The sequence below is a fragment of the Mesorhizobium sp. USDA 3734 genome (assembly GCF_056279665.1).
Genome location: NZ_JBWCCW010000001.1, coordinates 76,568 through 89,212 on the forward strand (window position 1 = coordinate 76,568; position 12,645 = coordinate 89,212).

Here is a 12,645-nt window from a genome sequence, read left to right on the forward strand (position 1 = left end):
GGCCGCGCTCACTTGTCAGCGGCTTGGCGTTTGAGGACCGGCTTCCCCCACTCCGTCGCTGCTTCGCAGCGCCACCTCTCCCCCCTCCGGAGGGAGAGGAAGGGCGCCAAGGTCGGTGAACTCGCACCCTTCCTCTACCCCTTCGATCGGGGGAGAGGTGGCTCGGCGAAGCCGAGACGGAGTGGGGGTCGACCTGGCTCGGGCGTCGTCAATTCGGGCCGGGTTCACCGTCTGCCATGTTATGACCCAACCTCGATCACAGCCTTGATCAGGCCGGATTTCTCATGCGCCCAGCGGGCGAGATCGGACGGCGTTTCGGCAAGCGATGTGCGGTGGGTGACGAGCTTGGCCAGCGGTACGGCGCCGTTGCGGATCGAGGCGGCGACATGGTCGAAGTCGGCGCGCAGCGCGTTGCGGCTGCCGATCAGCGTCATCTCGCGTTTGTGGAATTCCGGATCGGAAAAGCTGATGTCGTCCTTGACGACGGAGACCAGCACCAGCGTCCCGCCATGCGCGACATGGGCGAAGGCCGACCGCACCGACTGGGTGTTGCCAGTGGCGTCGAAGACCACATCGAAGCCTTCGCCTGATGTCGCCTCCCTAACCAGATCGGGCTCCGCGCCGCACGAGCCGTCGAGGGTCTGGAAACCAAGCTCATTCGCGGCGAAGGCGAGCCTTTCGCTGCTCATGTCGAGCAGCGTCACGTCGAGCCCGGCGATGCGGGCGAAGATGGCGGTGCCAAGCCCGATCGGGCCGGCACCGATGACCAGGGTGCGGGCGCCGGGATCGGCGCGTGAGCGCCGCACGGCATGCGCGCCAATCGCCAGGAACTCGACGGCAGCGGCGTCAGCCAGTGACAGGCCGTTGGCCGGATAGAGGTTTTGCGCCGGCACCAGGATCCGTTCGCACATGGCGCCGTCGCGATGCACGCCGAGCACCTCGATCCTGACGCAGCAATTCGGCTTGCCGTGCCGGCAGGCGATGCACTTGCCGCAGGAAAGATAGGGGTTGATGACGACGGGTTCGCCAACCGCCAGTTCGACGCCGTCGCCGGTCTTGACGATCGTTCCCGATACTTCATGGCCCATGATGCGGGGATAGGCGAGGAACGGATGCTTGCCCTCGAAGATGTGGTAGTCGGTGCCGCAGATGCCGACATGGCTGACCGCCACTAGCGCCCACCCTGCAGGTGGCGCACCGGGCGCGGGACGGTCTTCCAGGACAAGGTCGCCGGGCGAGCGGCAGACGACGGCTTTCATGCTTCAATCCAGTCTGTCGAGAAATCGCCGGCCCGGCAGTCATGTCGGGCCGGCCATTGATTGTGGGGTTGGCTCACTTGCCGCGACGGCGCAGCCCGTCGAAGTAGACGATGATGATGATCAGCGCGCCGGTGATGATGCGCTGCCAGAACGAGTTGACGTTGAGCAGGTTGGCGCCGTTGTTGATGGTGGCGAGGATGAAGGCGCCGAGCAACGGTCCGTGCACCGAGCCGACGGCGCCGAACAGCGAGGTGCCGCCGATCACCGACGAGGCGATCGCCTGCAACTCCCAGCCTTCGGCCTGGGTCGGGTTGCCGATGCCGATGCGGGCGGCCAGCAGCACGCCGACGAAGGCCGCGCACAGGCCCGACAGCGTGTAGGCCATGTAGATGGTGCGCTGGACATTGACGCCGGACAGGCGAGAGGCCTCGGCGTTGGAGCCGACCGAGAACAGATACCGGCCCCAGCGGCTGTGATGCAGGAAGACATAGGCCGGAATGCCGACCAAGATCACCATCCAGAACAAATTGGGGATGCCGATGAAGGAATTGCGCGAGAACGCGGTGAAGGTGTCGCTGTTGATGTTGATCGAATTGCCGTTGGTCATCAAAAGGCCGATACCGCGCAGCGAGGTCAGCGTCGCCAGCGTGATGATGAAGGGCGGTAGGCCCATCTTGACGATGCCGAAGCCGTGGAACATGCCGATGGCAACACCGACCAGCAGCGTCACCAGGATGGCTAGCCAGATGGGGAAGCCGGCATTGATCATCATGGCGACGACGACCGTGGCGAAGCCGACCACCGCGCCAACCGACAGGTCGATGCCGCCGGTGATGATGACGAAGGTCTGGCCGACCGCCATGATGGCGATCATCGAACCCTGACGCAAAAGATTGGCGATGTTGTTGCCGGAGGCGAAGCTCGTCGTTGCCAATGAAAGCACGATCCAGAGCAGCACCAGCAGCGCCAGAAGCGTCAGCCCGAACAGGACGTTATAGTTGCGCTTCGGTTTTTCGACAGCAATCGCCTCGGTGCTCATATCTGTCCTCCCAGCTTTTCTTGTTTCTCGGCGAGCGCCTGCGTGAGAATGTCCTCGTGGCTGGCGGCGCGGAAACCGTGCGTCGCCACCAATTTGCCGCGCCGGAAAACATGCAGCGTGTCGGCGAGTTCGTAGACTTCCGGCAGGTAGGACGAGATCAGGATGATGCCGGCGCCCTTCGACAACAGCGCGCCGAACAGACGGTAGATTTCGGCCTTGGTGCCGACATCGACCCCGACCGTCGGCTCGTCGAAGATGAACAGCTTGGCACCATGCGCCAGCCATTTGCCGATGACGATCTTCTGCTGGTTGCCGCCCGACAGGCTGGACGCCAGCGCATTGCGCGTCGGTGTCTTGATGCGCAGATCGGCGATCTGGCGATCGGCTTGCGTCTTCTCCTGCGCGCTCGAAATCAGCAGATTGTTCGAAATGCGTTTGTAGATCGGCAGGTTGAGATTGAGGCCGACCGGCAGGTTGAGGCAAAGCCCCTGGTCGCGGCGGCTCTCCGGCGCCAGCGCCATGCCGAGCTTGATCGCGTCATGCTCGGAATTGACCTGGACATCCTTGCCTTCCCAGAGGATCTGGCCGGCAGACTTGCGGTGGCGGCCGTAAAGCGTGGTGACGAACTCGCTGCGCCCGGCGCCGATCAGGCCATAGAGGCCGACGATCTCGCCGGCGCGAACCGTCATCGAGACATTCTCGAAGCCCTTGCCGGACAGGTTTCTTGCCTCGATGATCGCGGCACCTGGCGTGAAATGCTCCTTGTGGTAGACCTGCTCGATCGAGCGGTTGATCATCATCTTGACCAGCTCGGCATCGTTGGTCTCGGCGATGTTGCGTGTGCCGACCAGCGTGCCGTCACGCAGCACGGAAACACGGTCGGCGAGTTCGAACACCTCTTCCATACGGTGGCTGATGTAGATGATCGTGACGCCTTCGCCCTTCAGCCGGCGGATCAGGGTGAAAAGCTGGTCGGCCTCCTTGCGGGTGAGGTAGGCGGTCGGCTCGTCGAAGATCAGGAACTTGGTGCCGCGCACGGTGGCGCGGGCCGCTGCAATCAGCTGCTGCTGTCCGATGGTCAGGTCGCCCAGCGTGACATGCGCCGGCAGGTCGAAGCCGAGATCGTCGATGATCTTCTGCGCTTGCCTGACCATGGCGCGCTGCTGCAGGATGCCGAAGCGCGAATTCTCCTCGCCGAGGAACATGTTGGCGGCGACCGTCAGGTGACGGCAGAGCACAACCTCCTGGTGCACGGCATTGATGCCGAGCGCCATCGCCTCATGCGGCGTCGCCAGGGCAGCCGGCTGGCCTTCCCAGATGACCTCTCCGGAGGTGCGCGGCATGACGCCGGTCAAAAGCTTGATGAGCGTGGATTTGCCGGCGCCGTTCTCGCCGACGATGGCGTGGATCTCACCGGATTTGAAAGCGAGGTTGACCGGCTTCAGTGCGTGGGTGCCGGGATAGCGCTTCTCCAGCCCGCGCAATTCGAGGATGGTCCGCCCCGGTTCCAGCACGGGTGCGGGATGCAGTTCCTGCGCCGTCGAAATCATGACAATCCTCCCAGATTGACCGCACGATTGGCACGCGGCGAGGCAAGGATATGCCTCGAAAACAGCCTAGCTTAAGCCTGTGGATTGCCAAGCCGTTTGTGCCGGCAGCTTATGTCTCCGGGGCCTGAGCCCCGGAGACAATTTCGGATGTGACGGCTTAGAGCTTCGGGTTGAGCAGCGCGTCGATCTTGGGGTCCTTCATATTGTCCTTGGTCACCAGATTGGCGCCGGTGTCGACATTGGCCTCGACCTTTTCGCCCTTCGAGGCGGCAAGCGCGGTCTTGATGCCGTCATAGCCCATCCGGTAGGGATCCTGGACGACGAGGGCGGAAATGACGCCGTCGTTGAGGAACTTGATCAGCTTCTCGTCGCTGTCGAAACCGACCAGCGCCAGTTTGCCGCCAAGGTTGTTTTCGGCGACAGCCTGACCGACGCCCTGCGCCATGATCAGGTTGGAGGCGAAGATGCCCTTGAGGTTCGGGTTGGCGGTGATCAGGTCGGTGGCGATGTTGAGGCCGGTGGTGGCCTGGCCGTCGGCGTACTTGTCGGCAACCAGCTTGAGGCCCGGATATTTGGCGGCCAGCTGTTCGGTGAAGCCCTGCTTGCGCTGTTCGAGCGAGCCGGCGCCCGGTGCGTTGGTGATCAGGGCGACGTCGCCCTCGATCTTGCCGCCGTTGGCGGCGCCGATGGCGGCCGCGAGGCCGTCGGCAGCGACGCGGCCGCCCTGCACATTGTCGGTGGTCAGGAACGAGGTGAAGGCCTTGGAGTCGGCGCCGGAGTCGATGCCGATAACCTTGACCTTGGCAGCGGCCTCATCGATCGGCTTGCCAAGCGCCTTGAATTCGGTCGGCGCAATGACGATCGCCGCGGGGTTGCTGGCAACGGCGTTCTCAAGGATCGAGACCTGGCCGTTGACGTCGGTTTCAGCCTGGGCGCCGAGTTCCGGCACGTTGACGCCGAGATCCTTGCCGGCCTTGCGGGCGCCGGCCAGAACGATCTGCCAGTAGAAGGACGTGGTGTCCTTGACGATAATCGGGATGGTCACATCCGCCGCCGAAACCGGCGCCGAATGCATGACGCCGGCGAGCATCGAAGCTGCTGCCAGCGCCATGACGGCGCGGCGGTTGAGAATGCTGGTCACGAATTTCATGAGGTTCCTCCCTAAGTCGCCCGGTGAACGTTACGGAAGCTCCGTCCGGATAGGCGTGGCCCAAACGGAACTTTATCAATAAAAAACATTTGCCATGTTTTGATAGAGCATCGATCCAGCCGATGCAAGCGGTGTTTGACGCCAGTCTTGCCGAGGTCTGGGCAGGGAAGATTGTGCGCCGCCACTCCCTTGCCGCAGTCAACACTCCCGTTTCAGTTCGTGAGCATATGGAATATTAATTCCACATATTCGTCAATATGGAATGTTCATTCTTTCAGTAGGATCGCAAGAATGTGAAGCACGGGTCACCGTTCACCGTGAGGTGGGTGCGCGTTTCACGCCAGCTCCTGCACCAGCGTATAGGGGCGATATTTGGCGTATTCCGTCTCCGGCACGTCGATGTCGAGCAGCTCGAGGTTGCGGGTCAGATTTGCCAGCTTGGCGGTGCCGGTCAGCACGGTGGCGACCGCGGGTTCATGCAAGGGGAACTGGAACGCGGCGGCGGCCAGCGGATAGCCGCCCTCGGCAGCGATCCGTTCCATCGCTCCGACGCGGTCGAGCACGTCATGGTTGGCAGGGCGGTAGTCGAAATGCGCGCCTTGCACCGGCCCGGTCGCCAGGATGCCGGAGTTGAAGACGCCGCCGATGACCAGGGATGTCTGTTGCGCCCGGCATAGCGGCAGCAATTCCGCTTCGGCGCTGCGATCGAGCAGGGAATAGCGGCTGGCGAGCAGGATGCAGTCGAGCGGCGCCTCGCGCATCACGTCGAGACAGATCTGCACCTCGTTGACGCCCAGCCCATAAGCGGAAATGACGCCGGACCGCTTCAGCTCTTCGAGTGCCTTGAGGCCGCCATCCATCAGCTCGCGAAAGTGCAGCTTGGTCTTCTCGACACCGTGTGTGTAGACGCCGATGTCGTGGACAAACAGGATGTCTATCCTGTTTAGGCCAAGCCGCGCATAGCTGAACTCGACCGATCGCATGATGCCGTCATAGGAATAGTCGTAGTCGAGCGCGAAGGGCAGCGGATCGACATAGGAGTGATCGGGAACCTGATCTTCCGGCACCGGGCGGAACAGGCGGCCGACCTTGGTGGACAGCACATAGGAATCGCGCGGCTTGTAGCGCAGGAAGTCGCCGAAGCGGCGCTCCGACAGGCCGAAACCGTAGAAGGGTGCGGTGTCGAAATAGCGCAGGCCGGCCTCCCAGGCGCCCTGCAGGGTCTCCATCGCCGCTTCACGCGAACAAGCGCGGTAGAGACCGCCGATCGCGGCACCGCCGAAACTGACCTCGGTGACCTCCAGCGCTGTCTGGCCGATGCGGCGTTTTTCCATGCACAACCTTCCCGTTGCCGGCCGCTGTTCGGCTCGGCAGTCTACTCGATATCAGTACAATCTAGAGCGTTGCGCCAAGATGCCAGGGCACGAACTCGTTGTCGCCGTAGCCGAAGTCCTCGCTCTTGGTCTTGCGGCCGGAAGCCGTCTCGACGATCAGTTCGAAGATCTCGCGGCCCATACCGGCGATGGTCTTTTCACCGGAGGCGATGACGCCGCAGTTGACGTCCATGTCCTCTTCCATCTGGTGATACATGGTCGAGTTGGTGGCGACCTTGATCGACGGTGTCGGGCGGCAGCCGAAGCAGGAGCCGCGGCCGGTGGTGAAGACGATGATGTTGGCGCCGCCCGCCACCTGGCCGGTGGCCGAGACCGGGTCGTAGCCGGGCGTGTCCATGAACACCAGGCCGCTGCCGGTGACCTTTTCGGCATAGCCGAAGACGCCGTTGAGCGGCGTCTGGCCGCCCTTGGCGACCGCGCCGAGCGACTTCTCCAGGATGGTGGTGAGGCCGCCGCGCTTGTTGCCGGGCGAGGGGTTGTTGTCGATCGAGGCGCCGTGCTTGGCGACGTGATCCTCCCACCACTTCACGAAGCCGTCGAGCTTCTGCGCGATCTCCGGCGTTGCCGCGCGATAGGCGAGCAGATGTTCGGCGCCGTAGATCTCCGTGGTTTCGGAGAGGATGCCGATGCCGCCGACGCCGGCCAGGATGTCGACGGCCGCGCCCAGCGCCGGATTGGCTGTAATGCCCGACATGCCGTCGGAGCCGCCGCACTGCAGGCCGACGACGATCTCGCTGACCGGGATCGGCTCACGCTTCAGCTGACCGACTTCCTCGGCAATCTCGGCCAGCACGCCCATCGCCTTTTCCACCGATTTGCGCGAACCGCCGGCGTCCTGGATGTTGAAATGGCGTTTGCCGGCGGCGACGCCCTTCTGGCCGTAGAGGGTGAGTTGGTTGACCTCGCAGCCAAGCCCGACCATCAGCACGCCGCCGAAATTCGGGTGACGGGTGTAGCCGGCAAGCGTGCGATGCAGCACCATCATGCCGTCGCCGGTGCCGCTCATGCCGCAGCCCTGGCCATGGACGATGGGCACGAAGCCGTCGATGCCGGGATATTTCGGCAGCAGCGTCCGGTTGGCGGTGTCGGCAATGGAATGGCAGACGGTGGCCGAGCAATTGACGCTGGCGACGATGCCGATGAAATTGCGCGTGCCGGCACGGCCATCGGCGCGACGATAGCCCATGAAGGTGCGGGCGCGGTCGGCCTCCGTCGCGTGCTCGGCCTCGCTCGGCGGCACGACCGGCAAGCGGCCGGATTCGAAAACCAGATTGTGCGAATGAACGTGCTCGCCCGCTGCAATATCCTGTGTCGCGCGACCGATCGCCTGGGCGTATTTCACCACGGCCTCGCCGGCGGCGATCGGCTTGATCGCCACCTTGTGGCCGGGCTCGATCAGCACACTGGCGACGGCACCGCCCGGCAGCGCGGTGCCGATCTCGATGCGGCCGTTGGCGACTGCCACATTGTCGGCGGGGGACAGAAGGATGCAGTTGGAGGCGTTCACGGGCGGTTTCCTGGGTGATCCTGGGATGCGCGGGCGGATTGACACGCGCCTGTTTAGAGATAATGTCTTTTATCGTGAAAAAACAGTTTTGCGTCAATTGTTTTTTCGCTGGGGAGTTCCGCATGCCCTTGGGTGTTCCGGAAAGCGATTTCGCTTTTCAGGGTCGTGGGAACGTCATATTGCGCTTCAAACCGGCCGCCGCAAGCGACGGCGTGCAACGGGTCAGGAATGTCGAAGAGCAACAACGTCTACAAGGATGCCTATAACCGCTGCCTGCGGCTGCTCGACGAAACGCGCAGCCTGCCTTCGGAGCCGGAACTGGGCACCTTGCTTGGCGTCAGCCGCACCACGGTGCGCACCATTCTCGCGCGCATGGAAGAGACCGGCCTGATCGCCTGGAACAAGCGCGCCAAGACGGTGCTGCGCGAACCGCGTCCGGATGATTTCTTCCCCGAGGAAGAAACAGACACGCTGGCCGAGATCATCGAGCGGTCGTTCATGCGCAGGCTGCTCGCCGGCGGCGCCGAGGCCGGCATGCAGATCAACGAACTCGAACTGGCGCGCGAGATCGGCGTTGGCACCACCAGCGTGCGCGAGTTCCTGATCCGCTTCTCCCGTTTCGGCCTGATCGAGAAACGCCGCAACAGCCATTGGGTGCTGAAGGGCTTTACGCGCGCCTTCGCGCTGGAGCTGACCGAAATCCGCGAGATGTTCGAACTGCGCTCGGCGGCCGCCTTTGCCGCACTGCCACAGGACAGCGCGGTCTGGGCCGATCTCGACCGTCTGGAAGACGAGCATCGCCAACTGGCAAGCGAGATCGCCTCTCGCTTCAACGAATTCTCCGAGCTGGACGAGCGCTTCCACCGGCTCATCCACCGGGCATCGCACAACCGCTTCATCGTCGATTTCTACGACGTCATCGCCATGATCTTCCACTACCACTACCAGTGGAACAAGGCGCAGGAACGCGAGCGCAACGAAGTCGCGATAGGTGAGCATCTGGTCTATATCGAGGCGCTGAAATCGCGTGACCTCGGCAAGGTCGACGCCGCCTGCCGCAAGCACCTGAAGTCGGCGCGCCAGACCTTGCTGACCTCGATCCCGGAAAGCCGGTCGCAACAAAAATCCTGAGGCGCGTCGCATCTGAAGGGCTGCGACGCGCCTCAGGGCTTTGTTCCATGCATGTCGTTGTCCCAAAACCGCTATACATTCTTGGGCGACATGCATTGAGCCTGCCGCGTTGCCGCAGCGGCGATTTGGCGATTTTCCACCCGCCAGCCCCGTGCTAGGTATGGTGCGTTGCTGCGAAGAGGCAGGGCTTTGGGCGTATCGAGGAGACGGTGGAGCATACTGGTCGCGCTTGTCGCGGCCTATCTGCTGTTGCTCCAGTCGACGCTTGGTGCCTTCGCCTTCGGCTCCGGTCCCAATGCATCGCAGTTCGACGCCTTCGGCAACGTCATCTGTACCCATGAGGGTGCAACCCAGCTTCCCGGCGGCAACCAGCCGCCGTCCCATCTGCCCGCATGCTGCGTGCTCGGCTGCAGCATGTTTTCGCCGGCCTTTGCGCCGCCGCCCGATGCCGGCCTGGCGCTGGGCAGCCTTTCCTATGAAACTGTCGCCTTTGTCTTCCCGGCGGCCATCCATCTCGACTTCGCGCGCGAGCGCTCGCCGTCGAACCCGCGCGCGCCGCCGCTGACGGCTTGAGCCTGTTTGCCCGGCGGAACCTTTCGTGGGCGTACCCATCCAAAGATCAAACTGCTCGCGACCGGCAACGGCGCGACCATCACTTCATGGAGCAACCATGTCCTATTTTTTCCGTATAGCGGCGGGCGATACGCTCGGCCGCATTCTGTCAGACTTTGAAGAGCGTCTTGGTATTGCCGTGCTGGCTCTTGCGCTGTCGTTCGTCGGCGCCCAGTCCGTCTTTGCGCATGAGTTCAAGGTTGGCGATCTCGAGATCGGCCATCCCTGGTCGCGTGCCACGCCAGCCGGCGCCAAGGTGGCCGGCGGCTATTTCACCATCACCAACAACGGCAGCGCGCCGGACCGGCTGGTGTCGATTTCCTCGGATGTTTCTGAAAAGGCCGAGCTGCATGAGATGGGCGTCAAGGACGGCGTCATGACCATGCGGCCGGTTGCCGGCGGGCTGGAGATTCCGGCCGGCGGCAAGGTCGCCCTTGCACCGGGCGGCTATCATCTGATGTTCATCGGCCTGAAGCGGCAACCCAAGCAGGGCGAGAAGTTTTCCGCCACGCTGACCTTCGAAAAGGCCGGCGACGTCAGCGTCGATTTCGCTGTCGAAGGCATGGGTGGTGGCGCCATGGATGATCACGCCAATTGATCGCGCCAGCTAGACAAATTTTGAAGATCTGAGGGACCATCATGAACAAGTATCTTCTGGCGGCCGCAGCACTTTTCGTGCTCGGGACAAATGCCGCCTTCGCGCATATCACGCTCGAAACCCAGGAAGCGGCCGTCGGTTCGACCTACAAGGCCGTCCTGCGCGTGCCGCATGGTTGCGACGGCAAGGCGACGACCGCCGTGCGTGTGCAGATCCCGGAAGGGGTGATCGCGGTGAAGCCGATGCCGAAGCCCGGCTGGACGCTGCAGAGCAAGAAGGGCAAGTACGACAAATCCTACCAGCTCTACGGTCAGGCGGTGACCGATGGGGTCAAGGAAGTCGACTGGAGCGGCGGCAGCCTGCCGGATGAATTCTATGACGAGTTCGTCTTCCGTGCGACGCTGACGGCGGATCTCCCGGTGGGCCAAAAACTTTACTTCCCGGTGGTGCAGGAATGCGATGGCACTGCCGATCGCTGGATCGAAATCCCGGCAGCCGGCCAGGATGAGGACGCGCTGGAAAACCCGGCACCCGGCATCAAGCTGTTGCCGAAGAAATGATCGTTCGGGCGGCGCGCTCTCAAAAGCGCGCCGCTATTCTCCTGGTGGCGGCATGAGCACGACGTCCTTCCTGCAAACGGCTTCCATGACCGGCCAACGCGCCGGCAGGCTTTTCGTCGGCCTGTTGGCCATGATCGTGCTTCTTGCCATCATGGCCGGGCCAGATCAGGCCTTCGCCCATGCCGCGCTGATCAAGACCGATCCGGCCGACGGCGCGGTGCTGGAACAAGGGCCGTCACAGTTCTCATTGACCTTCAGCGAGCCGGTGTCGCCACTGGTGCTGACCTTGGTGAAGCCCGACGGCACGCCGGTTTCGCTGACGTCATTCCGGCTCAGCGACCAGACGGTCGAGATCGACAATCCCCGGAAGCTTGCATCCGGTACGCATGTGCTGAGCTGGCGCGTCATTTCCGCCGACGGCCATCCGGTCGGCGGATCGCTGCTGTTTTCAATCGGCGCGCCCAGCGCGCCGCCGGCGGTGTCCGAGGCCGTCGACTGGCAGCAGCGGTCGGCCATCTGGGTCGGCAAGGTCTTACTCTATATCGGCCTTTTCCTCGGCGTCGGCGGCGCCTTCGCTCTCGCCTGGCTGGCCGGGGACGGACAGGCTGGCCGGCGTTTTGTCATCGTTGCAATCCTGTGCGGGCTGGTCGCGGCACCCTTGTCGCTCGGTTTCCAGGGGCTTGATGCGCTCGGGGTGCCGCTCTCACATCTGGCGCAGCCGGTCATCTGGCGCACCGGGCTAGGCACCAGCTTCGGATGGACGGTGCTGGTCGCCCTGATCGCGATGGGGCTCGGCCTGCTGTCGCTGGCCGGCCCCCGCGCCACCGCCAGGCCATTTGCGGTGGCCGGTCTGGCCGGGGTGGGGATTGCCCTTGCCGCCAGCGGCCATGCCAGTGCCGCGGAGCCGCAATGGCTGACGCGGCCGATGGTGTTCCTGCACGGCGTCGGCATCGCCTTCTGGGCTGGCGCGCTGGTGCCTCTCGGCCTGGCGCTGAAGGGGCAATCGGCGGAAGCCGCGCCATTCCTGCGGCGGTTTTCTCGCATGATCCTGCCCGTGGTGGCCGTGCTTGCCGTTGCCGGCATCGTCCTTGCCATCGTCCAGGTGCAGACACCCGCGGCGCTGGTCAACACCGCCTATGGCCGGCTGCTGCTGATCAAGCTGGGGTTGCTGGTCTTTCTGTTCACGCTTGCCGCCGTCAACCGCTGGAAACTCACCGCGTCGGCAGAGGCCGGATCGACGGAGGTTCAGCGCAGGCTGGTGCGCTCGATCGGCGTTGAGATGCTGATCGTGTTGGCGATCTTCGGTGTTGCCGCGGGCTGGCGCTTTACGCCGCCGCCACGGGCGCTGGCGATCGCGGCCGCCCAACCGGTCTCGGTCCATATCCACGCGCTGCAAGCGATGGCTGACCTCAGCATTACGCCTGGCCATGCCGGACCAGTCGCCGCCTCTATGATCATCATGAGCGGCGATTTCGGCCCGCTCGACGCCAAGGAGGTGACGCTGGTGCTGTCGAAGCCCGATTCCGGCATCGAGTCGCTGAAGCGCGCTGCGACCAAGCCCGGCGACGGCAGCTGGCGTGTCGACAATCTCGTCATCCCGGTACCCGGCCGGTGGACGGTACGCATCGATATCCTGGTCTCGGACTTCGAGATGGTGAAGATCGAGGCGCCCGTCGACATCAGGCCGTGACCGCCGGGCGCTTCAAGGCCGAACTCATCATGGTCTGCCGCAACACAATTCGGCGAGGCGGTTGACGCGGCCCGAAAGGCCCGTCAATCATCCCGTAAAGAATGGGATCCCCGCAAATCGCGGGCTCCAACCAACAAGATCCGAAAGCAGGGAAG

The 12,645-nt window shown here is 63.6% G+C and carries 11 protein-coding genes; 5 read left to right on the top strand and 6 right to left on the bottom strand.

The window, feature by feature from the left end:
* Positions 1-239 precede the first annotated feature (239 nt).
* From ACZ89F_RS00410 to ACZ89F_RS00435, 6 genes are all read right to left on the bottom strand, one after another.
* A complete protein-coding gene (locus tag ACZ89F_RS00410) occupies positions 240-1,259 on the bottom strand; it encodes a zinc-binding alcohol dehydrogenase family protein (RefSeq protein ID WP_476089916.1) in 1,020 nt (339 codons plus the stop codon).
* 73 nt (positions 1,260-1,332) lie between these two features.
* Complete coding sequence (locus ACZ89F_RS00415; protein ID WP_476089917.1) at positions 1,333-2,298, bottom strand: ABC transporter permease; 966 nt, start codon at positions 2,296-2,298, stop codon at positions 1,333-1,335.
* Entirely contained in the window at positions 2,295-3,848 is a 1,554-nt protein-coding gene (locus ACZ89F_RS00420; RefSeq protein ID WP_476089918.1) for a sugar ABC transporter ATP-binding protein, read from the bottom strand. The genes ACZ89F_RS00415 and ACZ89F_RS00420 overlap by 4 nt, the downstream gene beginning before the upstream one ends.
* 157 nt (positions 3,849-4,005) lie before the next feature.
* Positions 4,006-4,998: an ABC transporter substrate-binding protein gene (locus tag ACZ89F_RS00425; protein ID WP_013529529.1), complete on the bottom strand. Its 993-nt coding sequence runs from the start codon at positions 4,996-4,998 to the stop codon at positions 4,006-4,008.
* Positions 4,999-5,333: 335 nt separating this feature from the next.
* Positions 5,334-6,332, bottom strand: coding sequence for an aldo/keto reductase (locus ACZ89F_RS00430; RefSeq protein WP_476089919.1), 999 nt, complete (start codon positions 6,330-6,332; stop codon positions 5,334-5,336).
* A gap of 61 nt (positions 6,333-6,393) precedes the next feature.
* Positions 6,394-7,899, bottom strand: a complete 1,506-nt coding sequence (locus ACZ89F_RS00435) for a UxaA family hydrolase (RefSeq protein WP_476089920.1) — start codon at positions 7,897-7,899, stop codon at positions 6,394-6,396.
* A 228-nt stretch (positions 7,900-8,127) separates the two neighbouring features.
* Here ACZ89F_RS00435 and ACZ89F_RS00440 point away from each other — a divergent pair, with 228 nt between their 5' ends.
* From ACZ89F_RS00440 to ACZ89F_RS00460, 5 genes are all read left to right on the top strand, one after another.
* Positions 8,128-9,030: a GntR family transcriptional regulator gene (locus ACZ89F_RS00440; protein ID WP_476089921.1), complete on the top strand. Its 903-nt coding sequence runs from the start codon at positions 8,128-8,130 to the stop codon at positions 9,028-9,030.
* Positions 9,031-9,246: 216 nt separating this feature from the next.
* Complete coding sequence (locus ACZ89F_RS00445; protein WP_476097185.1) at positions 9,247-9,603, top strand: DUF2946 family protein; 357 nt, start codon at positions 9,247-9,249, stop codon at positions 9,601-9,603.
* Between the two features lie 97 nt (positions 9,604-9,700).
* A complete protein-coding gene (locus ACZ89F_RS00450; protein WP_476089922.1) occupies positions 9,701-10,240 on the top strand; it encodes a copper chaperone PCu(A)C in 540 nt (179 codons plus the stop codon).
* A 41-nt stretch (positions 10,241-10,281) separates the two neighbouring features.
* Positions 10,282-10,800, top strand: coding sequence for a YcnI family copper-binding membrane protein (locus ACZ89F_RS00455; RefSeq protein ID WP_476089923.1), 519 nt, complete (start codon positions 10,282-10,284; stop codon positions 10,798-10,800).
* Positions 10,801-10,852: 52 nt separating this feature from the next.
* Positions 10,853-12,490, top strand: a complete 1,638-nt coding sequence (locus ACZ89F_RS00460; protein ID WP_476089924.1) for a copper resistance CopC/CopD family protein — start codon at positions 10,853-10,855, stop codon at positions 12,488-12,490.
* Positions 12,491-12,645 lie beyond the last annotated feature (155 nt).